The organism is Shimia sp. R11_0 (genome assembly GCF_017744035.1).
Classification (GTDB): Bacteria; Pseudomonadota; Alphaproteobacteria; order Rhodobacterales; family Rhodobacteraceae; genus Shimia; species Shimia marina.
The window spans coordinates 163,463-187,199 of record NZ_JAGHQY010000009.1 but is presented as its reverse complement, the minus strand read 5'-3'; the positions used below and the strand labels follow the sequence as shown (position 1 = coordinate 187,199).

Sequence of the window (23,737 nt, the reverse complement as noted above, 5' to 3'; positions counted from 1 at the left end):
GCCTCCCCCATCAGCCCACGCCCACCGCGCATCGGAAAGCTCACCGGCCCGCTCACCACACCGCCCTGCGCAAAGGGCATCACCCGCCCCTGCGCAAATCCCGCCCCCTTAGCAAAGGGCAGAACATCGGCAATCAACCCACCTATGCCGCCAGAAACTGCCTCGCCAATCTGATCCACCACAGGCGTGAGAGCCGCGCGGTACGCCGCATCAATCATCGTCTGCGCCAAGGTCTGCAGCGCATCTGACAGCTTCATCCCGTCAAAGGCCAATCCATCAAACGCCTTGCGCAAACCGCGTCCGATGCCCTTCTCCAGCGTGGCCATATCTTGCCCCGTCGCCCCTAGGGCCTGCTGCATCCGGCGCAGCTCGCCATCAAAGCCCGCCACCATCGCCGTGGCCTGTCCAAGGCTCCCCTCAAGCGCCTCCACCTGACCCTCAAAATCCTCCAGATCATCCATCACCGCTCTCCTCTTGAGGCGCATATCCCGCGCCGAACTGCCCATCTGGATAACTTTGCATCAGCGCCTCAAAACCCGCCCGTGACAGGGCCTCCGCCCCGGAGCCCGCCCCCAGCATCACCATCAACTCCACCGGGGTAAGCGCCCAGAAGACGTCAGGCGTCAGCCCCAACCCGCGCAGCCCCGCCATCCGCAGCGCGGGCCAGTCAAACGCCGCCATCGCCGCCTCCTGCGGAGGTGCCAAAGGCCAACACCAAAAGCTGCGCCGCCACCCGTGCAGCCTCCATCGGACCACCCTCAATATCTGCGCGCAGCAGATCCTGTGTGTGACCCTGCCAGCCCCCGCCCCGCAACCCAGCCACAATCAGCGCCAGCACATCCCGGCTGGCAAAAGCACCGCTCTCAAACCGGCGGATCAGCGCAACAAGCGTGTCCTCGCCAAGACCCGCCTCAAGCTCTGCCAGCGCGCCCAGCGTCAGCTTGAGCACATGGCGCTGCCCATCCATGGTGAGGGCCACTTCACACGCAAAAGGATTGGCCATGGCTCACGCCGCCTCGAAACTCAGCGCACCCGCACTGGCCAGAGACACCTCATAGGTCGCCTCGCCATTATGCGTGCCGGCATATTCGATCGCAGTGATCTGAAACGGGCCTTCCACAGTGCCAAAATCCGGGAGGATCACCTGAAACGCCGGGGTTTCCCCATCAAAGAAAATCTGGCGCGCCCGCTCATCCGTGCTGGCATCTTTGAACACACCCGATCCGCTCAGCGTCGCCGATTTCATCCCCGCCCCGGCCAGCAACTCACGCCAGCCTCCCTGACTGTCCAGCGAGGTCACATCCACGCTTTCCGCATTGAAACTGATCCGCGTCGCCCGCAGCCCAGCCACAGTTTCAAATTGCCCGTTCCCGGTCAGATCGACCTTGATCAACAGGTCTTTGCCGCTCTGTGCGCCCATCTCTCTCTCCACATGTTAGCTGTGATTGTCTTCCACCCGCGCCACAAAGCGCAGATCGATCCGCCGCAGATTGCGGGCGGTGACCCGCCGCGCCTGCGCCCGCTCAAAATGAAGCGCCACAAGGCGTCCCCGGCTCAGGCTCATATCGGCCTCAATCAGCGCGTCACTCACCGCAACCGCCGCCGCTTTCACCTGTTTGAACCCATCACGCGTGCCGATCACCGAGACCACAAAGCGATGCTCTGCACCCCGCCCGCTGCCATCGGAACGATCCCGCACGGTCTCCGCCCCAAGCGCCACATAAAGCGGTGGCAGTTTGCCACGCGGCATGGCGTCATAAATGGCGTCGCCCACCACTGTCGCCAACGTGGCATCCGCCGCAAGCCGTTGATAGATCGCAGTCTGCAACGCCGCGCCCACGCCATAGCTCATGTCGCCACCTCTTCAACCACATGACAGATCAGATAGCGCCCGAGCTCATCCGCCTCGGTCACCGTCTCAATCGCGAACACCCGTGTGCCTTCTCGAAACCGGCATTCCGGCGTCGGGCGCAGGCTGCTGCCCACCGGTGCCCCGCGCAGGGTCACGCGATACCGCGCTGCGCTCAACGTGACCGCGCCCCCATCTCTTTCGCCGCCGCCACGCGCGCGCATCTCTGCCCAGACCGTGCCAAGCCCTTCCCAGCTTCGCGCAAAGCCACCCGCACCATCCGGGGCCGACACCGGCCGCTCCAGCAGCAGGTGACGCGACAATGTCACCGGCGCGCTCATGTCCCCGCTCCCAGCGTCATCCGGCGCACACGATAGCGCTCAAGCAGACTGGTCACACCAAATGGCATACAGCCTTCACTCAGCCGCGTGTCCTGCCGAAACTCATAGAAATGCGCCGCCAGCAGAAATACCGCCTGTCTCAGATCCGCAGGCACAGAGGCCCAATCAGCCCCAAATCCCGCCGTGAACCGAATGGTCAAACTGCCCTTCGCAGGCACCTGTGGCAACGCGCCCGACGTCGCCCTCACAATGGGGCGATGGCCATCCTGCACCAGCTGATAGGCGCTGGTGGCCACAGTCACTTCACCGCCCTGTGCATCGGTCAAAACCATGGCCGACACCGCCTGCACCGGCGCCACGGGCAACCCCTGCGCCTCAGCCGTACCTGTGCCATAAAGCGTCCAGGCAAAATCACGCTGCAACAGGATCTTACCGGTGCGGGCCTCCACTGCGCTCAGCGCCGCCCGCAAAAAACTCTCAAGCAACCCATCTTGCAAACTGTCCTCCGCAAAGCCGCTGCCAAGCCGCAGATGCTCTTTGAAGGCGGCCACTGGCAAAACCGCAGAAGACACCTGAGTTTCTTCGATTAACATCATGGAAAAACTCCAAAAACACACGAAGCTCATTTGCGGACGCGCGTCCTCACGTCGCTTCAACGGAGGGGGTAAGCCAGACAACGTGACGCAGTCCGACGCGCGCCCGGATACGCGGCAAAGCACCGCGCACCCACCCGAGGGATCAGCTCACAGCAAAGCGCAGCAGCTTGATCGCAGCAAAATCGCTCACATCACCGCCAATGCGTTTGGTGGCGTAAAACAGCACATGAGGCTTGGCGCTGAACGGATCACGCAGAACGCGCAAATCAGGCCGTTCTGCCACCGTATAGCCCGCCGCAAAATCACCAAAAGCAATGGCATCCGCATCACTGGCGATGTCGGGCATATCCTCGGCAATCAGCACCGGATATCCGAGCAGACGCGCCGGCTCCCCCGCCGCCAGCCCGTCAGACCAAAGGAACCGCCCATCCGCATCCTTAAGCTTGCGCACCGCCCCAGCGGTCTTGGAGTTCATCACGAAACTGCCGTTGGCGCGATACTGCGCCCCCAAGGCATAGACCAGATCCACAAGCGCATCACCGTCATCAAAATCCCCGTCCACGCCCGTGGCCACATAGCCCAGATTGCCCCAGCTCCAGCTCGCCTCTGCCACAACAGGATGGGTCAGAATGCCGGTTGGCTTGTCCACGCCATCCCCGGTGATGAAAGCTGCCGCCTCTGCACGGGCAAACTTGTCTGCAATCCGCCCCGCCAGCCAGGCTTCAATGTCAAAGGCGCTGTCATCCAACAGCCGCTGCGAGGCTTTGGGCAAGGCCGACAACTCATGCAGCGGAATGGAAATCCGCTCAATTGTGGAGGTGGTGGTTTCGCTCCGTGCCGATGTTTCATCCGCCCAGCCCGCCTCCACATCCGTGCTGTCAATCAACACGTCAAACGAGCCCGCCTCAACCGTCACCACATTGGCAATAGCTCGAATGCTGGCCGTGCTGTTGAGTACCGATTTGATGGTCTCCGCCGTCTGCGGATCCACCAGATATCCACCATCGCTGTTCACGGATGAAGACATGGCCTTGCCTTCCAACTCCAGTCCCCGCAGCCCGTCATCTTCGCCGGTACGGAGATAGGCGTCAAAAGCCTTCTGATGGGGAGCATGGTGATCATACCCCGCCGACAACTGCGGCCGCGCCGCCTGAATATTTGTGCGTTCCAACATGGTCAATCGCTCTTTCTGCTGCTTCAAATCTGCCTGCACATCACCTCGAAAGGCTTTGAAACTCTTCATGAATGCCGCCACTGCCGCCTTCACATCTTGAACCGGAGACACATCTTCTCCGATCCGAGAGTCGCTCTCGGTTTTGCTCATCATACTGTTCCTGTTTTCTGTTCTGTTTTGCGCGCGCGTTCAGCGCTGCGCCATCTCTCGCCCGGCCTGTTCAAAGACCGCGGCCATGTCGCGCAGCATCTTCAAAGGGATCTCCTCCTTCGCCGTTAGCCGCGCGGTGGGCAGCATCGGAAAGGTCACCAGCGACACCTCCCACAGCTCAACCTCCTGCAAAAGCCGACCGCCCTTGCCGGTCTTTCTGGCGCGTTTGGTGCGATAGCCAATCGACAGACCATCCAGCGCCCCCGCCGCGATCAGGACCGCCGCCTCGCGCCCCTTGGCCACGCTCTCCAGAAGCCGCCCCTTGACCCAGAGACCTTTCGCGTCCTCCCGCACCTCATCCCAAATACCAATCAGCTGGCTCGGATCATGCTGCCAGAGCATTTTCACCTGCCGCCCGCTTGCCTTCAGCGCCGTCAGAGACACGCCATAGGCACCGGCTTGCACCACATCACCGCCTTGATCGACACGACCGAACAGGCTGGCATACCCCGCAATCTGCCCGTCATTTTCAACGGAAAGCCCGGTGTCAAAACGGGCAAATTTTGTTTCCAACTCCGTCATGCAATATCCTTTCCCTCTCGCATCCTTTCCTACGGCAACGACGCAAGCACCGACTGAAACGCCTGCGCCAACACCACAGCCACCACGCCATACACCGCAAGCCACAACCGCCGTTCCAACCGCTCAATCAGCGCTTCGATCTTATCCAGACGCCGGTTCAAACTCTCAAACTGCAACTTTGCGACCCTCTCATGCGCCTCAAGCCGCAGCCCCGGCGCACAGTCAAAATGATCCGGCGCAAACCGGCTTGTGGCAAACCGCTCAAAGCCAAACCTCTGATCACCCATCCGCATCCCCACCCTGCGTCACACGCAGTGGCAGTCCCAGCAGCGCGCGTTTCTCTTCATCCGTCAAAAACGGCGCGGCGCTGACACGCGCCCATTGCGCATCCCGCTCCGGTGCCAGGGCAGCCACCTGATCCAGGTCCGGGCTCAATTGCAGCGCATCCCCCGTTTGGCGCGACAACCAACTGCCAAGCGCCGCTGTCACCCGCTGTGCCAAAGGCAATACCGTCAGCCGGTAAAAAGCCCGATTGGCCTCCTGATAGTTGGCGTAGGTCGCATCCCCCGGAATGCCCAGCAACATAGGTGGCACCCCAAAGGCCAGCGCCACTTCGCGCGCCGCGGCCTCCTTGGTTTTCTGAAATTCCATATCGCTGGGCGAAAATCCCATGGGTTTCCAATCCAATCCCCCCTCCAGCAGCATCGGCCGCCCGGCATTGCGCGCGCCCTGATGGTGGCTTTCCATCTCGCTCACCAACCGCTCATATTGCTCATTGGGCAAACTGCCCTGACCTTCATAGCCTTTGTACACAATCGCCCCTGAAGGCCGCGCTGCATTGTCCAGCAAAGCCTTGGACCAACGCGAGGCACTGTTGTGCACATCCAGCGCCATGGCCGCCGCCTGCAATGGAGAAAGCCCATAGTGGTCATCCTGCGGATGAAAGGTCTTGATATGGCAGATCGGCGAAACATCTCCCACGGCAAAGCGATGCTTGCGCGCGCCCACGGCATATTCAAAGGCCACCGGCCAGCCATCTGCGCCGGGCACCACCCGCATGCGATCCGACCGCAGCACATGCAACTCCTGAGGCAGCGGTGCCCCATTCTGGTCCGGTGCCCCACCTACAGCCTCAACATAGCCATTCCCCGACAGAACCAGTTGACCATAGAGCGCCTCCAGCAGCTCGCTCTGTCCCTGCCCGCCATTGGGACGGCGCAGCAGGCTCAGCAGAGGATGATCGTCATAGCGCGCATGGCTGTCCTGCAGGATCAGCGGCAGCGCAGCGGCTGCTTCGGAAATCATGCGCACCGCACGAAACCCCACAGGGTTGGCAGCAAAGCCCGTCCGTGTGAGTGACACGGTGTCCCTCGGGCTCCACGCCACCCGGCCCGCCCCATGCCAGGCAATCACCGGCCCCGCAGCGCTCGCCTTATGCGCCATATCGCCCTGTGCTGCCTTTGTCTGAAACAACTTTCCCAGCATTCCCGCGCTCCCGCTCATCTTGATCGTTGTGCTCGTCTTGCTCCAAGTCGGTGTGCCACCTCCGCTCTGGACAGGATCAGTTATCTCTCATTTGATTTAATCTGTTCCTATCTCAGCGTCCGGTTGGTGTTGCGGCGTCTGCGTCATAGATTCCTCAAGCGCGGCGCACGCCATTTGGCAGAGGGGGCAATGATCAGCTCATGCAGCGCCCAAACCAGCGCATCCACACGGTCCGGGCTACCCGCGCCGACATAGCCACGCTGCGTCATCTCACACATCTGATCTTCCAGCGCACCAAGCCCACGCATGTGTTGCACGCGCCCCTGCTCATAAAGCGCCGCCACTGGCTCTGCGCGCGCCGCCTTGCCCCGGCTCGCCCGCACGGCCTTGTAAGGCACCAAAGGATCAATCTGGGTGATCACCGCCTGCACCAGATCCCCCCCCTGATTGACCTCCGCCACCAGCCGATCTGCGCCCCAGCTCTCCATCGCGGTCAGCGCCACACGCGCCCAGCTATCCGGGCTGGCGGCGCGCAAGCTCACGTCATCCAGAACGCAGGCCCGCCAGCCCTGCACCGGGCCTTTGGTGTGGGCCCCAACCACCACGATACCGCATTCATCCGAGCCCGCATGCCCGCTCACCGGCGGATCCACCGCCACCACAATCCGGTCCATCTCCGGCAGGCTGTCGCGCTGCAAACTCTCAAGCTGCGCTGAGCGCCAGAGCGCGCCCTCGGCCTCTTCCAGCAAAAGCCCTTCCAGCTCCTGCCGGCCCAGCCGCGTCCCCGCATAGCGCGCCTCCACTTCCTGAAGGAAACTGTCTGCCAGATTGGCGCGATTGTCCTCTGTGCGGGCATGGCTCTGCACCGTGCTGGGAGCCCTCAAAAGCTGCTTAAGCACCCCAATATTGCGCGGTGTCGTTGTTACCACTTGTCTTGGATTGTCGCCAAGTCGTAACGCAAACTGCAACATATCCCATGTCTCCTGCGCCTTGCGCCATTTCGCGAACTCATCCACCCAGGCCGCATCGAACTGCGGCCCACGTAGGCTCTCCGGGTCATGCGCCGAAAACGCCTGCGCCACCGCCCCATTGGGCCAGATCAACCGCCGACGCCCGGCTTCCCAAGTGGGACGTCGATCCGGCGGCGCACAGGCGATCAGCCCACTGTCGCCAAACACCATCACTTCGCGCACCTGATCGATGGTCTCCCCCACCAGCGCCACCCGCCGCGCCTGTCCCGGATCCCCCGGCCCGAGGCCTTCCACCATACCGCGCACCCATTCCGCTCCGGCGCGGGTCTTCCCGGCCCCACGCCCGCCCAAGATCACCCAGGTCTTCCAATCACCATCAGGCGGCAGTTGGTGCGGCATGGCCCAGAACTCAAACAGAAACGGCAAGGCCAAAAGCGCCGTTTCACTCAGACTGTCCAGAAACTCCTGCTGCACTGACGCTGGTGCGGAGGCGATCCAGCTTGCGCCCAATTTCAGATCGGGCAACGGTGAGATCGAGGGGGGCTGTTCTGGCCGCACCCTGCTGCTTTGCTCTGCGTTCTTCAAAATCCGTCTCCATCAAGAATACCAGCCTCAGACAATGCCGCATCTCTCCCAACTTGCGCTGAGTGATCGGGCCGCTCACACCGTCACCGGAGCGCAACCCATCATAGAGCTGCAGCAGCTCCTCGCTGATTTTGGCCAACAGCCCGCGCAACATGCGCAGCTCAGGATCCAGCGCACGCGCGCCATCGGGCGAAAATTTCTGTGTCATCGATGCTCATTGCCTCTCATGCGCAGTGATCCCCTCCGCATAAATCTCATGGCCTGCGATGGCTCAAATCCGCCACAAACAGCCACCAGGCTCCAGTAAACCGATGCTAAAACTCGTAACGGTAGAAATCAATTTCTTATACTTATCAATAAATTAACAGAAAGAACGCACCCTGTTGCCGCCCTAAAACCACAAGATGTCCCAAGGCCATATTCACGCCGTTATCAAAATCTAAACTCTGTTGTGGTGGGATGGCGCAAGGCTACTGTGAGGGGGCCGTGATGCAATCAACACGTTTGGACTTTACACAATCTACGCAGCGTAAAAGCCACCACTGGCGGCTGCGTGTCACGCTTGCCATCATGTGCTTCTTTGGCACAGTACAGGCCGGCCCCGCCATCGACGCCGTGACGACGTCCTTTCAAAAACCTCCAGCGATCTCCGTACACGCCCTAACCAGCATGACAGACAGCACTTTGAGAAAGTAAAAACGCGGCCCCAAAGCGCCGCGTTCTTTTGTACTCTGATCTGTGCTTACTGATTGGCCCGCTCGGCTTCAATCTGACGCCACTTGGCGACGTTCTGATTATGCTCCGACAGGGTTGTGGCAAAGGCATGCCCCCCGGTCCCATCCGCCACAAAGAAGATATACGGCGTCTCATCCGGGTTCGCCGCCGCTTCCAGACTGGCCCGCCCCGGGTTGGCAATTGGGGTCGGTGGCAACCCTTCGATCACATAGGTGTTCCATGGGGTTTCCCGGCGCAGTTCGCTTTGCCGCAGGCCCCGGCCCAGAACGCCCACACCTTCAGTGACCCCATAAATCACCGTCGGGTCGGTCTGCAACCGCATGCCACGATCCAGACGGTTGGCAAACACGCTGGCCACCTGCCGACGCTCTTCCGCCACACCCGTCTCTTTCTCGATGATAGAGGCCAGAATGAGCAGCTCTTCTGGCGAATTCAGCGGCACATCTTCGGCACGACTTTCCCAGGCCGCGGCCACCAGGATCTCCTGCGCTTCCTGCATGCGCGCAATCACGCTCTCACGTGTGTCTCCCACACGCACTTCATAGCTGTCGGGCGCAAGCACCCCCTCTGCAGGGCGCGAAATCTCCCCGCTCAGCAGCTCAATATTGTTGAGCGAGTCCATCACCTGCCAGCTGGTCACACCCTCAGCCACAGCAATACGATAGCGCGTATCGGCTTCCGCCCGCACGCGGGTGTAATCCGCTGGGGCTTCTTCCTCGGCAGGGTTGAAAGACACGACTTCGACAAACCGCCCCGTCGCCGGATCCAGTTCACGCACCTGCACGGTTTTACGTGTCACCCCCACCCGATAGACCACTTCGGTGCCACAGGTGCTTGCGCCGCCACGAGTCACGATCTCCACGATCTCTTCCATGGAAGCACCGGCAGGCACCAGAAAGGCCCCGGCTTTCAGCTTGTCGGATTTGTCAGAATAGTCCGCACCAACCCGAAACAGCATGCCATTGGCAATGGCACCGCGCTGCTCCAGATCCGTAGAAACACGGCCCATGTTGGAGCCCGGCTGCACCCGCAGACAGACCGCTTCCGTCAAAGGCCCAGCAGCGCGATAGGTGGATTGCCCAAAAAGGATGACGCCCCCCAGAAGGAAGAGCGCCACAATCAATAGAGTAAGTGCGTTAGACGCAAATGCGCGCCACATCAATCAACCTTTCCAAAGATCACCGATGCATTGGTGCCACCAAAGCCAAAGCTGTTGGACAGCGCCACATTGATCTCCCGCTCCACCTTTTTGTTCGGCGCAAGGTCAATCGCGGTCTCCACCGCCTGAGTGTCAAGGTTGATGGTCGGCGGTGCCACCTGATCGCGAATGGCAAGGATCGAGAAAATCGCTTCAATCGCACCGGCAGCGCCCAGAAGGTGACCGGTCATCGACTTTGTCGAAGACATGGTGACCTTGCTGGCATGTTCGCCCATCATCCGCTCCACAGCGCCAAGCTCGATGGTATCGGCCATCGTAGAGGTGCCATGTGCGTTGATGTAGTCGATATCCTTGGGCTCAAGACCGGCCTTCTTCAGAGCTGCGCGCATGGAGCGTTCACCGCCCTCACCGCTCTCTGCAGGCGCGGTGATGTGATACGCATCGCCGGACAGACCATAGCCCAGAACCTCGGCATAGATCTTGGCGCCACGCGCCTTGGCGTGCTCATATTCTTCCAGAACAACAATGCCTGCACCCTCGCCCATGACAAAACCGTCTCGGTCCGCATCATAGGGCCGCGAGGCTTTGGTTGGATCATCTGCACGGCTGGTGGAGAGCGCCTTACAGGCGTTAAAGCCCGCAATACCAATTTCACAAATCGCCGCTTCACCGCCACCAGCAACCATCACATCCGCATCGTCAGAGGCGATCAAACGCGCGGCATCTCCAATCGCATGCGCGCCCGTAGAACAGGCGGTCACAACCGAATGGTTTGGCCCTTTGAAGCCGTATTTGATGCTGACCTGACCAGAGATCAGATTGATCAGCGCGCCGGGAATAAAGAAGGGCGACACACGACGTGGGCCTTTTTCCGCCATCATCAGCGTGGTCTGCTCAATCGACTGCAGACCGCCGATGCCGGACCCAATCATCACACCGGTACGCTCAAGGGACTCGGTGTCCTCTGGCATCCATCCGCTGTCTTCAACCGCCATCTGCGAGGCCGCCAGACCGTAGAGAATAAAATCATCCACCTTGCGGCGCTCTTTTGGCGCCATCCAGTCGTCTGGATTGAAGGTGCCATCGCTGCCGTCGCCATAAGGCACTTCACAGGCGTATTTGGTGGTGACACGCTCAGGATTGAAACGGGTGATGGTGCCTGCACCGGACTGTCCGTCCAGAATGCGAGACCAGCTTTCTTCCACACCGGAAGCCAAAGGAGTGACGAGCCCAAGCCCGGTGACGACAACACGACGCATTTTCTATGCCCTTCCTCAGAAGTCTTTTGCAGCCTCATACCCCGCTTCCCCCCCAATGGGCAAGAGCGGCTGAACTTCAACTGACTACTCCTCGCATGCAATCCCGCCATCGTAAGTAAACTGCGGCAGGTATTTCAACCCTGACGCGTGAAACAGACAAACGCCTCAGGCAAAATCCTGCCGCAGCCAATAGACATACTGTTAGAGGAAATCGGCCACTGCTTCCGGCTCCGGTTGCGCTGTCGCCAGAATCTCTTCGAGTGTGGCTGTTTTCCGGAACAAGGCGCGCCCCACCAAAGCACCAGCAATGTTACGCACGTATTTCAGACGCGAAATGTCATCTACATTGCGCACAACACCGCTGGCAATCACGGGGGCTTTGGCACTTTCCGCGATGCCCGAAATCAACCCAAGCTGGGCGTCAAGATCGCTCATATCGCTGGCGATATCAGTCACCTTGATCGCCGCAAAAGGCGCATCTTCAAAAGCTGCAACAAACGCCGCAGGCTCAAAAGCACCGCTCTGGCGCCAACCCTCGGTCATCACCTGCCCTTCCCAGACATCTACGGCCAGAACAACCTGATCAGGATAGGCATGCGCCATATCGCGCACTGCCTGCGGATCATAGGCCGCCATCGTGCCCACCACCACACGCGCCGCGCCTTTTTCAATCCAATATTCTGCCCGCTCACGCGACCGTATGCCTCCGCCAAGCTGCACCGGTATACCAACAGTCCGAATAATCTCTTCGACAAGCGCTTCGTTGCTATTGTCCCCCTGCAATGCATTAAAATCGGTCAGATGCATCCATTCAGCTCCGGCCACAGCAAATCCTTTTGCGGTTTCCACAGGATCGACATGCCAGAGCATCGGATCTTCTAGGTTACCTTTGTTCAAGGTAACGCAGCGCCCGTTCAAGAGCTCCATCGTCGGAAAAATCATCATGATCTGTTGTCTCCACTTATGTTTGTGCGCTCCATTGTAGCGCAAATTAGGATCAATAACTCAAATGTCTCCCGCCAACCCAATGCATTTGCCAACGGCGAAGCGGCACATCCCCGTCGATAAACGGCGCAAATCCACCAAAAGAAAAATGGCGCTTTCCCTCAAGGAAAGCGCCATTCATATGTTTCGCGTATGAATTGCAGAAACGCCAATCAAGCGGCGGTTTCTGAATTCTATCAGCTTAGGAAGCTTCGGAGATGAACTTCACTGCGTCGCCGAAGGTCTGGATGGTTTCGGCTGCATCGTCCGGGATCTCGATGCCGAACTCTTCTTCAAAAGCCATTACCAGTTCCACGGTATCGAGGCTGTCTGCGCCCAGATCATCGATGAAAGAAGCTGCTTCCACAACTTTGTCTTCTTCCACACCCAGGTGCTCTACAACGATCTTTTTCACGCGGTCTGCGACGTCGCTCATGTCAATTCCTCATGCGTCTTGGGCGCTTTGGCCCGTTTGAACTCCCACCCACCCGGGCGGGTCTTAATTTGCCCCATCCGGGACGGTGCTGGTCCGGTGCTCCCCGGAAGGTCTCCGTCCACCCATAGTCGCGGGTACCCGGAAAATACTCGCCGCCTATAACACATCCGCTTCACAACGCAAACGCTTTCACCGGCGACAATTGCGCCCCCTATACAGTGGGGCGCAAACGCTCACAACATGGCCATGCCACCATTCACATGCAAGGTGGTGCCAGTCACATAACCTGCCTCGGCGCTGGCCAGATAGAGCACGGCTGCGGCAATCTCGTCCGCGCCGCCCATACGTGCAGCAGGAATCTGCTGGTTGATCTTGTCTTTCTGATCATCGGTCAGCTTGTCGGTCATCGCGGTGGCAATGAAGCCCGGCGCAACCGCATTGGCGGTGATGCCACGGCTTGCCACTTCATAAGCGATGGATTTTGTCAGCCCCAGCATGCCCGCTTTGGAGGCAGCATAGTTGGCCTGACCCGGATTGCCTGTGTGGCCCACAACAGAGGTCACATTCACAATACGGCCCCAGCGCGCCTTCATCATCGGGCGCATCACACCCCGGCACAGGCGCATGGTGCTGGTCAGGTTCACATCCAGCACGCTCTGCCATTCCTCATCAGACATGCGCATGAAAATCTGGTCGCGGGTGATGCCGGCGTTGTTCACCAGAATATCAACACTGCCCATTGCGGCGATCGCCTGCTTTGGCAGCGCATCCACCGCGTCTGCGTCGCTCAGGTTACAAGGCAGCACATGCGCCCGCTCGCCCAACTCCGCCGCCAGCGCCTCAAGGGGCTCCACACGGGTGCCAGACAGGCCAACAGTGGCCCCCGCTTCATGCAGCGCCTTGGCAATCGCCCCACCAATGCCCCCGGATGCGCCGGTCACCAGCGCGGTTTTTCCTGTCAGATCAAACATTTCTCTGTCTCTCTCAGTTTCTCACCACAGGCTTGGTCAACAGCCCGTATTCTGAAATTTCCGCAGGCGTCATCTCGTGGCTCTCTTCCACGGGCGCTGCCTCCAGCGTGAACCAATAAAAATCTGCACTGCCCAACATGCGTGCAGTGTACTCCACATAGGCTGTATGCACCGGATCATCGCGCGGGATGTCCTTGCCCTGCGTATAACCCGCAGCCCAGCTGTGCACGCCAATCACCGCCCCCTCTTCCATACTGCGCTCTTGGCCTGCAAGGAACAGATCGGTTCCACCAGAATGCACTTCGCTCTCGGCCGTCAAATGCGTGTCCAGTCCGAGATCCCGCACCCGATGCCCCAGTTGCAGGTTGGTGTCATCATCGACCGACCCCGGCACATTCAGCAACACAAGACGGGTGACCTCCGGATGGGCCGCAATCGCCTCATTGAAAGCGGCAAGGCTGTGCTGATTGAGGGTGCCCGACACCCGCATATCTGCACCATCCGCCTCAAAATTGATGCTGTCCACTGAGTTAAGATAGGCCACCTGCAGATGCACGCAGCCTGCTAGCAGGCCGAGACCTGCGACAAGAGAGGCCGCGAGAAAGCGCCGCTTCACTTCAGGCTCTCCGCCGCTGCGACCACATCTTCAGGCGTGCCCACGGCGCGGACACCATTGGCCCGGTCGATCTTGCGGATCATGCCCGACAGGGCCTTACCGGCACCAACTTCCCAGAATTCTGTCACGCCATCACCCGCCATCATCTGCACCGATTCGCGCCAGCGCACAGATCCTGTCACCTGTTCCACCAGCAATTGACGAATTTCTGCAGGATCGCTCACCGCTGCGGCACGCACATTGGCAATCACAGGCACCGCGGGCGCTTTGATTTCCACATTGGCCAACGCTTCTGCCATCACATCAGCGGCTGGCTGCATCAGGGCACAGTGGAAGGGTGCGCTCACCGGCAACATCACCGCGCGACGCGCGCCTTTTTCCTTGGCCAGCTCTGCCGCACGTTCCACGGCGGCTTTGGCACCAGACACCACAACCTGTGTCGGATCATTGTCATTGGCCGCCTGACAGACATCGCCCTGTGCTGCGGCCTCGGCCACCTCCTGTACAGCGGCGAAATCCAACCCCAGAATGGCCGCCATAGCGCCTTCGCCCACTGGCACAGCCGCCTGCATCGCCTCGCCACGCGTGCGCAAAAGACGTGCGGTGTCCCCAACACTTAAGGCACCCGCTGCCGCCAAAGCCGAATACTCGCCCAGCGAATGGCCTGCCACACAAGAGGCCGCCGCAATGGTCACGCCTTCCGCTTCAAGGGCTTTCATCGCCGCAAGAGAAGTCGCCATCAGCGCCGGTTGGGCATTCTGTGTCAGGGTCAGCACATCCTGCTCCCCTTCCCAGATCAACCCGCTCAGCTTTTCGCCCAATGCGTCATCCACCTCGTCAAAAATGGCCTTCGCCTCCGGATAGGCATCGGCCAGCGCCTTGCCCATACCAATGGTCTGCGCCCCTTGTCCGGGAAATACAAATGCACGGCTCATTACGGCTCTCCTCGTAAATCTTTGGTTTGGCATAGCGTGCAGCGCGCGCCTACGCAACGTCATTAGCCTGCTCAATTATGTCTCAAACGCACAGAACTGCGCAGAACCGCACCCGCATTGTGCATCTATGCGAGTTGCACCACATCGCCACAGCGGCCACTCTGATCTCAACACACAAACGAGGTTTTCAATGTCGCGCATCAACACAACCGCCCGCTATGGCAGTGTCGCCAAGACATTTCACTGGCTCACCGCTCTGCTGATCCTGTCCGCACTGGCCTTGGGCTTCATCGCCATTCGGGCCCCTTATGAGGACAGCGCACAGCTCGCCTTCAAGGCCAATCTGTTTTCCCTGCACAAGACCATCGGTCTCGCTGCCTTTTTTACAGCCCTTCTGCGCATTCTTTGGGCCTTCACCCAACAGCGCCCCAAACTGCTCAATGGGGATCACACACTCGAAGCCCTTGCCGCCGAAACCGCGCATTGGGTGCTCTATGGGGCCATGGTGCTGGTGCCACTGACCGGCTGGATGCACCATGCCGCCACAACCGGTTTCGCGCCAATCTGGTGGCCCTTTGGACAATCACTCTTTTTCATTCCCAAAGATCCCATCTTGGCCACCACATTGGGCACCTTGCACTATGTCTTTATGATCCTGCTGGTGCTCACCCTGCTGGCGCATGTGGGCGGTGCCATCAAACACGCCATCATCGACAAGGACCAAACCCTACAGCGCATGCTGCCCGGCACGCCCGACCTGCCAGAGCCGCCCGTAAAACAGCCGGGCCATGTTCTCCCGATCCTCGGCGCGCTCGCTGTCTGGGTAACAACGCTCTACATCGGCGCATTTTCCGGCCTCTTTGGCCATGACACACAGGCCGCCCCCACAGCGGAACTCGCCGAAGTCTCCTCCGACTGGCAGGTACAATCCGGCACGCTGGGCATCTCCGTGCAGCAGTTTGGCGCCGAAGTCAGCGGCAGTTTCGCCGACTGGACCGCAGACATCACCTTCGATGAAACCACCACTGAGGGCAAACATGGGGAGGTGACCGTAACAATCGCCATTGGCTCCCTCACCTTAGGATCGGTCACGGATCAGGCACTGGGCGCGGATTATCTCAATGCCGCAGGCTTCCCAACCGCCACTTTCACCGCAGACATTCTCCCTACTGATAGCGGCTATATCGCCGAAGGCACCCTGTCTCTGAATGGCCATGAGGTGCCCACTTCCCTGCCCTTTACCCTGGAGCTGTCAGATCAGAGCGCCAAAATGAGTGGCGCCTTGGAACTGGACCGCCGCGCCTTCCACGTCGGGGACGATATGACAGATGAAAGCTCGCTTGGCTTCAGCGTCGCCGTCACCGTGGAACTAGAAGCCACTCGCGCGAAGTAATCGGCGCGGAACAAACGGTTTCTTTAAAAGGCAGTTCCAACGCCCTGTGCGCAAAGCGTGCACAGGGCGTTTTTATCTGGCACTCGCCCCAAAGCCCCTCTTGTCAATTCTCACACTCTGGCTCAAGTTACAGAGGAAAACGCGCCTGAAACCAACGCTGTAGGATAGAGCCGATGCAGAAAACCCTCCTCCTCACTGGCGCAAGCCGTGGCATCGGCCATGCCACCGTCAAACGGTTTTCCAGCGAAGGCTGGCGGGTGCTCACCTGTTCGCGGCAACCCTTTGATCCCCGCTGCCCATGGCCGGACGGCGAAAAGAACCATATCCAGATTGATCTCAGTGACCCGGCCGATTCTATCAATGCGGTTGAATTGATCCGCGAACGTCTCGATGGCCCCCTGCATGGGCTGGCCAACAATGCGGGCATCTCCCCCAAAGGCCCTAACGGGGAGCGCCTGAACACCTTCACCACCGATTTGATGGATTGGGGTAAAGTTTTTCACGTGAATTTCTTTTCTTCCGTGATCCTCGCCCGGGGGCTGCGCGAAGAACTGGCCGCGGCCAAAGGCTCCATCGTCAATGTGACCTCCATCGCTGGCTCCCGCGTCCATCCCTTTGCCGGTGCCGCCTATGCCACGTCCAAAGCCGCCTTGGCCGCACTGACCCGCGAAATGGCACATGATTTTGGCCCGCTGGGCGTGCGTGTAAACGCCATTGCTCCGGGCGAAGTGGAAACCGCCATCCTGTCACCGGGCACAGAGAAAATTGTGGAAAACCTGCCCATGCAACGCCTCGGGCAGCCGAGCGAAGTGGCAGATGTGATCTACTACCTCTGCTCTGATCAATCGACATATGTCACAGGCACAGAAATTGAGATCAACGGCGGTCAGCACGTCTGATCCCCGCAACCGCACCACGCGCCCTCTCCCATATAAAAAGAGCCGCCCCTTTCGGAGCGGCCCCTTCCGTGAGTGATATCAGAAAGCTTACTCAGCCTTCATCGCTTCAATGGAAATTTTCACTTCGACTTCATCGCTGACAAACGGCGCAAAATTGCCAGCGTTAAAGTCGCTGCGCAGCAAAGTGGTTGTGGCGTTAAAGCCTGCCCAAGGCTTCTTGGCCATCGGGTGCTCGGCAACCGCATTCAGCTGCGCATCCAGAACAACCGATTTGGTCACACCGTTCACAGTCAGATCACCTGTAATCAGCGCTGTCTTATCGCCGGTCACCTCAATGCCGGTGGAGGTAAATGTCACCAGCTCGTTGGCCGCCGCGTTCAGGAAATCGGCACTCAGCAGGTGCTCTTCACGCGCTTCCCAACCTGTGAACATCGAAGATGCAGGCATGGAAACGGAGACGGAGCTGGCCGCTGGGTCTTCCTGATCAAACATAATCTCGCCTTCAAAACCTGAGAACATGCCCCAGGTCGTGGAATAGCCAAGGTGGTTATAGGAGAACAGGATCTGGCTGTGGGATGCATCCAGCACATATTTCTCAGGGGCCGCGACTGCAGTGGTGGCGGTTGCAGCTGCCAATGCGAGGCTTGCGGCAAACAGGGTGCGTTTCATGGGGGTCTCTCCAAAAATGAGCGTTGTCGTTTCTATGCAACCAATGTGCCTACAGAACCCCCATTCGCAACTCCACGTAAACCCACAACTCCTGTGCTTTTGTGAACATTTCCGTGAACGCTCCCTTACATCTGCGCACAGACCACAAAAAAGGCCGCCCAAAGGCGGCCCCGATACCCCGTAAAACAAGGTGCAAATCAGATTGGCAAGATCGCCTGACTACGCAGCTGTGCAATGGTATCGAGCCGGGCATGCGGTCCCTCAATCGGCAAAGCCACGCTCACGCGCCCCTCAAGATCATAGACCTGCAGCATCCGGTCGGAGACATCCACGCGCATGATGTCTTCATAGTTCACCGCCTTCACCACATGTTTGCCACTGCGCGGCAGCCCCTCCATCACCAGAAGCTGACGGTTGCGCTGATCAAAATGCAGCTCCCGGCACGGTTTGTCCGTGGCGATCTGCGTCATGCCCACACCTGCGGTCACAAGAAGGATCGACACGCCCATCTTGGAAAGCAGAATGTAAGGCGTCAGATCCAACCCCGGCATCAACCAAAGCCCGACACCCGCCAGAATAAAGGCAAAGCCAAACACCATAGAGGCCGCGCGCACCGACAGCGACGGGCGCTTGCCCTCCACCATGGCCACACGCGATTGCGCTCCATTTGCAAATCCGGTCAGCGCCGCCATTTCCCAATCTCCTTAAGCCCTTGTGAGCATATCACAGCGGGTTCTCCCGCTTTTGAGAACACTTTCAGCGGCAAATCAGGCGACAATGCGGCGCTTTGGCGAAATGGTGGTGTCTTCGCCGATTTCTCCTTAAGCTCAGCGCCACACAGCACAGGCGCAAACCACCCTGCGCGCCTGAAATCAAAGCTTGCACCTGAGCCCAAAACAGCTATACAGCGCCATCCTTTTGCAAAAGCTTGAACCGCGCAGTCTCTCGTGGGTGGGGTGCAAAAGGCTCTATTGCCCCGCTCTTTGAAATGCGCCTGTAAAATGAATGGAGAGCACATGCCGCTTTATGAGCATGTTTTCATCTCGCGCCAGGACCTGTCCAACGCGCAAGCAGAAAGCCTCGTTGAACACTTCGGTACAGTTCTTTCTGACAACGGCGGGTCCGTTGTAGAGAGCGAGTACTGGGGCGTGAAAACCATGGCCTACAAAATCAACAAGAACCGCAAAGGCCACTACGCCTTCCTGAAGTCCGATGCGCCTGCCGCAGCGGTTCAGGAAATGGAACGCCTGATGCGCCTGCATGACGACGTGATGCGCGTTCTGACCATCAAGGTTGATGAGCACGCTGAAGGTCCTTCGGTTCAGATGCAGAAACGTGACGAGCGTGGCGACCGCCGCGAGCGCCGCTCCTAATCACCTTAAGAGAGGACATTAAGTTATGGCTGCAAAACCATTTTTCCGCCGTCGCAAAGTCTGCCCTTTCTCGGGTGAGAACGCGCCGAAAATCGACTACAAAGACACCAAGCTGCTGCAGCGCTACATCTCTGAGCGCGGCAAAATCGTGCCTTCGCGCATCACAGCCGTGTCCGCCAAGAAACAGCGTGAGCTGGCCCGTGCAATCAAACGCGCGCGCTTCCTCGCTCTGCTTCCATACGCCGTGAAGTAAGGAGAGACTGACATGCAAGTTATCCTTCTGGAACGTGTGGCCAAACTGGGCCAAATGGGCGAAGTTGTAGACGTGAAGCCGGGCTATGCCCGTAACTTCCTGCTGCCTCAGGGCAAAGCGCTGACCGCTTCCAAAGCGAACATCGCTTCCTTCGAAGCACAGAAAGCGCAGCTCGAAGCGCGCAACCTCGAAACCAAGAAAGAAGCAGAAGCACTGGGCGAGAAGCTCGATGGCGAACAGTTCATCGTGATTCGTTCCGCGTCCGACGCTGGTGCGCTCTACGGCTCCGTCACCCCACGTGACGCAGCAGAAGCAGCCACCGAAGCAGGCTTCTCTCTGGACAAGAAACAGGTTGCTCTGGCAGCTCCGATCAAAGATCTGGGCCTGCACGCGGTTCACGTGAACCTGCACCCTGAAGTTCAGGTCACCATCAATCTGAACGTTGCCCGTTCTGAGGAAGAAGCGGAGCTGCAAGCTTCCGGTAAATCCATTCAGGAACTGGCCGCAGAAGCAGAAGCGGAAGCAGAATTCGAAATCGCCGAACTGTTCGACGAAATCGGCGCTGCTGCATCTGATGATGACGACGCACCGGAAGCTCCGGCTGCCGAAGAAGAAGCCGCCGAAGACAAGTAAGCGCCGCTTCAGCGAAATTTTCGCGAACCGCGTCCGGTCATCCGGGCGCGGTTTTTCTTTGCGCGGTCTCTTGCCCATCCATGGGATCACATCACGCAGCGCTTTCTTTGAGCGCGTCAAGCCACATACTGGCGGCACTTACCTATCAGGATCTTCCATGACTGCCTCTCTGTCGCGCCGCACGGCTCTTTTGATACTCACCTGTTTGCCGCTCGCGGCCTGCGCCGCCCCCAAAGAAGCGGCCGCGCCGTTTGACCCACCGCTTTATCCCAACGAAACGCCGGAACTGCGTGCGCTGATCAACCAATATGCCGACTTTTATGAGGTGCCCCGCGAACTGGTGCATCGGGTGATCATCCGCGAAAGCACCCATCGCCCCTGGGTCACCAATGGGCCCAACATTGGTCTCATGCAGATTCAGCTGCCCACGGCGCGGGGCATGGGCTACAACGGGGCTCGTCAGGGGCTTCTGGATGCGGAAACCAACCTCACCTTTGCGGTCAAATATCTACGCGGAGCCCTGCTTGTGGCCGAAGGTAACCATGACCGCGCCGTCTTCCTCTATGCCAAGGGCTACTACCCCGAAGCCAAACGCGCCGGACTTCTCAAAGAAACGGGACTGGCACCTTAGACTCAGGACCCATTAATCCTGCCGCGCTGGCGCCAAAAGCGCAAAATATCAGGGGTTTGGCGCGCGCGGGGAATAGTGGATCTATTCTCAAGCGTGCCGAGCCACTCAGATGACCTAATTTTGACGTCTCCGATTTGGCGGATTTTCTGACTGGACGGCGTCTCAGACTCTTGAAATAGAATAACTATTGCTTCGAGCCGGAGCCTAGCAACTGCGGCCCGCCCAAAAAAACCACAAAGATCTGATCTGGCTGAAGCGCAACCGCAACGCGCACGCAATTCCATGTATCACCGCCCTAAGCTGCCTTGGCAGCACGCAATCGCCTCTTTATGGTCGACGCAATTTTATCAGACATTGAGGCCCTTCGTGAGCACCGATTCCGCAGCCAGTCTGCACCCGCTAGCACCGCATCATTTGCCGAGTTTCATCTCCGATGCTTCCGGCGCAGACCCGATGATGACAAATGTTGGCATCTTCGTCGTTGTGATGGTGTTCCTGCTGACCACCTTCTTCCTGCATCTGCACTCCCTGCCGGAACGCCTCGCGCATAAAGTCGGCGCCAATCAGCTGCAGATCATCGGTGTCTTGGCGCTTATCGCCCTCTTCACCCACAACAACATCTACTGGGTGGCCGCCCTGCTGCTGGCCCTGATTCAAGTGCCAGACTACCAGACGCCACTGGAGCGTATTGCCGACGCATTGGATCGCTTTAGGCCAAACGCAGCACCACAGCCTGCCGCGGCCGCTGAGGCCAGCCCGTCGCCCGTCGAAGTCGAGACCACAGCAGTACCGACAGCCCCCGAAACACCCGCCGAAAAACCGGCATCCAACAAAGATGCGGAGGCCTGAGACATGCTGGAATTCATCTGCTGCTCCATGCTGACCATCTTCCCAGACTACCTCTTCCGCCGCTACTGGCAGGGCAAACGTCTGGGACAGGAGATCACCCTCTTCTCCATGTGGTATGAGCTGCGCTACGGCCTTAGTTCCTGCTTCATCCTCACCGTCAGCCTGATCACGGTGATCTTTTATTTTCACCCGGCCACAAGCAACGTGTCCTCCTATTTCCGCACCGTGACCATCCTGCCAGAAATCAGCGGGCGCGTGGTCGAAGTGGGTGTCAAAAACAATCAGGACGTCAAAGCGGGCGACATGATCTTCCGCCTCGACGACAGCCGCCAGCGCGCTGCCATGGCCACCGCCCGCGCCGCCGTGGTGGAAGTGGACGCTGGCGAGCTTCTGGCCCGCGATGATCTGCGTGTGGCGCAGGCCAATCTGGACGCCGCCGAAGCCGCCTTTGAACAGACCAAAGACGAGTTTGAACGCAAGAACACCCTCTATCAGGAGAACTCTCCAGCCGTAACCGTGCGCGAAGTCGAGCGGTTGGAAAACCTCATTCAAGAGCGTCTCGCCGCCGTGGATGCGGCGCATTCTGCGGTGGAATCCGCCAAGCATCGAGTGGAAATTCAACTCCCGGCGCAACGCGACAGCGCCATGGCAGCCCTCAAACAGGCAGAAGTCGAACTCTCCAAGATGGTGATTTACGCCGGCCAAACCGGCCGCATCGAGCAATTTGATCTGCGCGTAGGGGACTATATCAACCCAATCCTGCGTCCAGCGGGCATTCTTGTGCCCGCCGACACCGGGCGCGGCCGCTTTCAGGCCGGATTTGGGCAGCTCACCACACAGGTGCTGCACAAAGGTATGCTGGCAGAAATGTCCTGCGTTTCCGCCCCGATGCGCGTGACCCCCATGGTGATCGTGGATGTGCAGGATGTGATCCCCTCAGGTCAGGTGCGCCCGTCAGACACGCTGCGGGATCCACAAAATGCCAAACAACCCGGCTCGGTGATTGCCTATCTGGAACCACTTTATGAAGGTGGCACAGACCACCTGCCTCCGGGTAGTAAATGTGAGGTCAACGCCTATACCAACAACCACGAAAGGCTGCAGGACCCGGAGCTCGGCACTGGCACCTTCATCGCGCTGCATGTGATCGACACGGTGGGCTACGCCCATGCGCTGATCCTGCGCTTCCGGGCTATCCTGCTGCCCTTCAAAGTGCTGGTCTTCTCAGGCCACCACTGATCCCCCAAACAGTAAAAGCCCCGGCAAAACGCCGGGGCTTTTGTATTTTAAGAAGGTCTCACCACTGAGACATTCTTAAATCTCCCAAAGATACTGAAAACACCAAATCAAAATCGTCAAAAGCCGTCCCTTCATAGGACATGAGCCATCTGCTGACGACAGTCAGCGTCAGACGCCCGTCCACAAGCGGACCAAACTCCAGATTGGTGATATCAACCGGGTTGTGCACATCCTCAAAATAGACACTTGCATCGATGTATCCCTCCGCCGGATTCACAGGGTATCTAAAACTTTGGGTCTGAAGCACATCCAAATCCACGCAAGGCAACGAAATGAAGTTCGCAGACAATGGCGCATCGAACAAAAGCGCATAGGCACCTACGCTATTCTGCATCGGAATTTCAAAGCGCTTAAATGCGACCTCAAGAGCGGGCTTGTCCAGCGCGCCCATCTCTAGCTTTGCCTGAACAGGTTCAATTTTTGAGACCGGAAACTTCATAGTCAAATCGCTGCCTCACTCTCCAAAATTCCCACCAAGCTCCAAAGGGGCCATGCGGATCAAACGGCTATCCGCCACTGCCGCCTGCCTGTGGGCCACGGCCGCACGATACGCGGGGTACTTGTGCATGGATGCAAAGGCCTCAACGCTGGGATACGCCGCAATAAAGCACATATCCCACCGCTCTTGCGGCCCAATCAACATCTGTTCCATTTGGCCTCGCCAGATAATCTTTCCGCCCAGTTTGGCAAAAGTCTCCGCACTTTCGCGCGCATAAGCGGCATAGGCCTGTGCTCCGGTGGCCTGCCGCCCATCTTCATACAGCGCCATATCACGCAGCTTTATCAAATTGAACATATGCACCGGCCCTGCCCGGTCATTGGCTTTGAAAGCCGCATAAGCGGCTTTGTCAAAAGTTGTGTAATCCATGGACCATCCTCCTCCGTCCCAACACTCGCCTCCGTCTCGCAA

Annotated in this window: 33 protein-coding genes; 9 read left to right on the top strand and 24 right to left on the bottom strand. The window is 58.9% G+C overall.

The window, feature by feature from the left end; genetic code table 11:
• From J7382_RS17390 to J7382_RS17330, 13 genes are all read right to left on the bottom strand, one after another.
• Window positions 1-461, bottom strand: a 461-nt coding sequence (locus J7382_RS17390) for a phage tail tape measure protein (protein WP_209070257.1), incomplete at its 3' end; no start/stop codon positions are given.
• Window positions 454-681 (bottom strand): rcc01693 family protein, encoded by a 228-nt coding sequence (locus J7382_RS17385; protein ID WP_209070256.1) that lies wholly within the window; start codon window positions 679-681, stop codon window positions 454-456. The genes J7382_RS17390 and J7382_RS17385, both read right to left, overlap by 8 nt.
• The gene (locus tag J7382_RS17380) at window positions 668-1,003 is read right to left on the bottom strand and encodes a gene transfer agent family protein (RefSeq protein WP_209070255.1); all 336 of its coding nucleotides are present in this window, start codon (window positions 1,001-1,003) and stop codon (window positions 668-670) included. The genes J7382_RS17385 and J7382_RS17380 overlap by 14 nt, the downstream gene beginning before the upstream one ends.
• A gap of 3 nt (window positions 1,004-1,006) precedes the next feature.
• A complete protein-coding gene (locus J7382_RS17375) occupies window positions 1,007-1,420 on the bottom strand; it encodes a phage major tail protein, TP901-1 family (RefSeq protein ID WP_209070254.1) in 414 nt (137 codons plus the stop codon).
• Between the two features lie 15 nt (window positions 1,421-1,435).
• Window positions 1,436-1,852 (bottom strand): DUF3168 domain-containing protein, encoded by a 417-nt coding sequence (locus tag J7382_RS17370; RefSeq protein ID WP_209070253.1) that lies wholly within the window; start codon window positions 1,850-1,852, stop codon window positions 1,436-1,438.
• Window positions 1,849-2,190, bottom strand: coding sequence for a head-tail adaptor protein (locus J7382_RS17365; protein ID WP_209070252.1), 342 nt, complete (start codon window positions 2,188-2,190; stop codon window positions 1,849-1,851). Before J7382_RS17365 ends, J7382_RS17370 begins: the two co-directional genes overlap by 4 nt.
• Window positions 2,187-2,786: a hypothetical protein gene (locus tag J7382_RS17360; RefSeq protein ID WP_209070251.1), complete on the bottom strand. Its 600-nt coding sequence runs from the start codon at window positions 2,784-2,786 to the stop codon at window positions 2,187-2,189. The genes J7382_RS17365 and J7382_RS17360 overlap by 4 nt, the downstream gene beginning before the upstream one ends.
• Before the next feature lie 142 nt (window positions 2,787-2,928).
• Window positions 2,929-4,110, bottom strand: a complete 1,182-nt coding sequence (locus tag J7382_RS17355) for a phage major capsid protein (protein WP_209070250.1) — start codon at window positions 4,108-4,110, stop codon at window positions 2,929-2,931.
• Between the two features lie 39 nt (window positions 4,111-4,149).
• Window positions 4,150-4,692, bottom strand: a complete 543-nt coding sequence (locus tag J7382_RS17350) for an HK97 family phage prohead protease (RefSeq protein WP_209070249.1) — start codon at window positions 4,690-4,692, stop codon at window positions 4,150-4,152.
• Between the two features lie 29 nt (window positions 4,693-4,721).
• Window positions 4,722-4,979 (bottom strand): hypothetical protein, encoded by a 258-nt coding sequence (locus J7382_RS17345; protein ID WP_209070248.1) that lies wholly within the window; start codon window positions 4,977-4,979, stop codon window positions 4,722-4,724.
• On the bottom strand, window positions 4,972-6,177 hold the full coding sequence (locus J7382_RS17340; protein ID WP_247745083.1) for a phage portal protein: 1,206 nt from the start codon (window positions 6,175-6,177) through the stop codon (window positions 4,972-4,974). Before J7382_RS17340 ends, J7382_RS17345 begins: the two co-directional genes overlap by 8 nt.
• 143 nt (window positions 6,178-6,320) lie before the next feature.
• Window positions 6,321-7,664: a terminase family protein gene (locus tag J7382_RS17335; protein ID WP_209070266.1), complete on the bottom strand. Its 1,344-nt coding sequence runs from the start codon at window positions 7,662-7,664 to the stop codon at window positions 6,321-6,323.
• Window positions 7,591-7,941: a hypothetical protein gene (locus tag J7382_RS17330; RefSeq protein WP_209070246.1), complete on the bottom strand. Its 351-nt coding sequence runs from the start codon at window positions 7,939-7,941 to the stop codon at window positions 7,591-7,593. Before J7382_RS17330 ends, J7382_RS17335 begins: the two co-directional genes overlap by 74 nt.
• A 281-nt stretch (window positions 7,942-8,222) precedes the next feature.
• Here J7382_RS17330 and J7382_RS17325 point away from each other — a divergent pair, with 281 nt between their 5' ends.
• Window positions 8,223-8,429: a hypothetical protein gene (locus J7382_RS17325; RefSeq protein WP_209070245.1), complete on the top strand. Its 207-nt coding sequence runs from the start codon at window positions 8,223-8,225 to the stop codon at window positions 8,427-8,429.
• Window positions 8,430-8,475: 46 nt separating this feature from the next.
• Here J7382_RS17325 and mltG read toward each other — a convergent pair whose 3' ends face one another.
• The 7 genes from mltG to fabD form a co-directional block, all read right to left on the bottom strand.
• Window positions 8,476-9,627, bottom strand: a complete 1,152-nt coding sequence (mltG, locus tag J7382_RS17320) for an endolytic transglycosylase MltG (RefSeq protein WP_209070244.1) — start codon at window positions 9,625-9,627, stop codon at window positions 8,476-8,478.
• Window positions 9,627-10,886, bottom strand: coding sequence for a beta-ketoacyl-ACP synthase II (fabF, locus tag J7382_RS17315; protein ID WP_209070243.1), 1,260 nt, complete (start codon window positions 10,884-10,886; stop codon window positions 9,627-9,629). Before fabF ends, mltG begins: the two co-directional genes overlap by 1 nt.
• A gap of 201 nt (window positions 10,887-11,087) precedes the next feature.
• Window positions 11,088-11,831, bottom strand: a complete 744-nt coding sequence (locus tag J7382_RS17310) for a 1-(5-phosphoribosyl)-5-[(5-phosphoribosylamino)methylideneamino] imidazole-4-carboxamide isomerase (protein ID WP_209070242.1) — start codon at window positions 11,829-11,831, stop codon at window positions 11,088-11,090.
• Between the two features lie 241 nt (window positions 11,832-12,072).
• A complete protein-coding gene (locus J7382_RS17305) occupies window positions 12,073-12,306 on the bottom strand; it encodes an acyl carrier protein (protein ID WP_058240599.1) in 234 nt (77 codons plus the stop codon).
• Between the two features lie 233 nt (window positions 12,307-12,539).
• Window positions 12,540-13,277, bottom strand: coding sequence for a 3-oxoacyl-[acyl-carrier-protein] reductase (gene fabG, locus J7382_RS17300; RefSeq protein WP_209070241.1), 738 nt, complete (start codon window positions 13,275-13,277; stop codon window positions 12,540-12,542).
• A 13-nt stretch (window positions 13,278-13,290) separates the two neighbouring features.
• Window positions 13,291-13,893 (bottom strand): alpha/beta hydrolase, encoded by a 603-nt coding sequence (locus J7382_RS17295; protein WP_209070240.1) that lies wholly within the window; start codon window positions 13,891-13,893, stop codon window positions 13,291-13,293.
• A complete protein-coding gene (gene fabD, locus J7382_RS17290) occupies window positions 13,890-14,828 on the bottom strand; it encodes an ACP S-malonyltransferase (RefSeq protein ID WP_209070239.1) in 939 nt (312 codons plus the stop codon). Before fabD ends, J7382_RS17295 begins: the two co-directional genes overlap by 4 nt.
• A gap of 190 nt (window positions 14,829-15,018) precedes the next feature.
• Between fabD and J7382_RS17285 the strand changes: the two genes are divergently transcribed.
• Window positions 15,019-16,221, top strand: a complete 1,203-nt coding sequence (locus J7382_RS17285) for a cytochrome b/b6 domain-containing protein (RefSeq protein WP_209070238.1) — start codon at window positions 15,019-15,021, stop codon at window positions 16,219-16,221.
• Window positions 16,222-16,394: 173 nt separating this feature from the next.
• On the top strand, window positions 16,395-17,120 hold the full coding sequence (locus J7382_RS17280; RefSeq protein WP_209070237.1) for an SDR family oxidoreductase: 726 nt from the start codon (window positions 16,395-16,397) through the stop codon (window positions 17,118-17,120).
• Between the two features lie 87 nt (window positions 17,121-17,207).
• Here J7382_RS17280 and J7382_RS17275 read toward each other — a convergent pair whose 3' ends face one another.
• Together J7382_RS17275 and J7382_RS17270 are read right to left on the bottom strand one after the other, a co-directional pair.
• Window positions 17,208-17,789 (bottom strand): YceI family protein, encoded by a 582-nt coding sequence (locus J7382_RS17275; protein ID WP_209070236.1) that lies wholly within the window; start codon window positions 17,787-17,789, stop codon window positions 17,208-17,210.
• Between the two features lie 197 nt (window positions 17,790-17,986).
• Window positions 17,987-18,481: a hypothetical protein gene (locus J7382_RS17270; protein WP_209070235.1), complete on the bottom strand. Its 495-nt coding sequence runs from the start codon at window positions 18,479-18,481 to the stop codon at window positions 17,987-17,989.
• A 324-nt stretch (window positions 18,482-18,805) separates the two neighbouring features.
• Here J7382_RS17270 and rpsF point away from each other — a divergent pair, with 324 nt between their 5' ends.
• The 6 genes from rpsF (at window position 18,806) to J7382_RS17240 (ending at window position 22,767) form a co-directional block, all read left to right on the top strand.
• Complete coding sequence (rpsF, locus tag J7382_RS17265) at window positions 18,806-19,162, top strand: 30S ribosomal protein S6 (RefSeq protein ID WP_058240946.1); 357 nt, start codon at window positions 18,806-18,808, stop codon at window positions 19,160-19,162.
• Window positions 19,163-19,187: 25 nt separating this feature from the next.
• A complete protein-coding gene (gene rpsR, locus J7382_RS17260) occupies window positions 19,188-19,415 on the top strand; it encodes a 30S ribosomal protein S18 (protein WP_009805008.1) in 228 nt (75 codons plus the stop codon).
• Between the two features lie 12 nt (window positions 19,416-19,427).
• Window positions 19,428-20,048, top strand: coding sequence for a 50S ribosomal protein L9 (gene rplI / locus J7382_RS17255; RefSeq protein ID WP_058240591.1), 621 nt, complete (start codon window positions 19,428-19,430; stop codon window positions 20,046-20,048).
• Between the two features lie 157 nt (window positions 20,049-20,205).
• Window positions 20,206-20,679 carry a lytic transglycosylase domain-containing protein gene (locus J7382_RS17250; protein WP_209070234.1) on the top strand — a complete coding sequence of 158 codons (474 nt, stop codon included), beginning with the start codon at window positions 20,206-20,208 and terminating at the stop codon, window positions 20,677-20,679.
• A 366-nt stretch (window positions 20,680-21,045) separates the two neighbouring features.
• On the top strand, window positions 21,046-21,528 hold the full coding sequence (locus J7382_RS17245; protein WP_209070233.1) for a hypothetical protein: 483 nt from the start codon (window positions 21,046-21,048) through the stop codon (window positions 21,526-21,528).
• Between the two features lie 3 nt (window positions 21,529-21,531).
• Window positions 21,532-22,767, top strand: coding sequence for a biotin/lipoyl-binding protein (locus J7382_RS17240; protein ID WP_209070232.1), 1,236 nt, complete (start codon window positions 21,532-21,534; stop codon window positions 22,765-22,767).
• Window positions 22,768-22,825: 58 nt separating this feature from the next.
• On the opposite strand, the gene J7382_RS17235 is transcribed toward J7382_RS17240, so the two are convergent.
• A complete protein-coding gene (locus J7382_RS17235) occupies window positions 22,826-23,218 on the bottom strand; it encodes a hypothetical protein (protein WP_209070231.1) in 393 nt (130 codons plus the stop codon).
• Window positions 23,219-23,281: 63 nt separating this feature from the next.
• Window positions 23,282-23,695 (bottom strand): DUF1330 domain-containing protein, encoded by a 414-nt coding sequence (locus J7382_RS17230; RefSeq protein ID WP_209070230.1) that lies wholly within the window; start codon window positions 23,693-23,695, stop codon window positions 23,282-23,284.
• Between the last annotated feature and the right edge of the window lie 42 nt (window positions 23,696-23,737).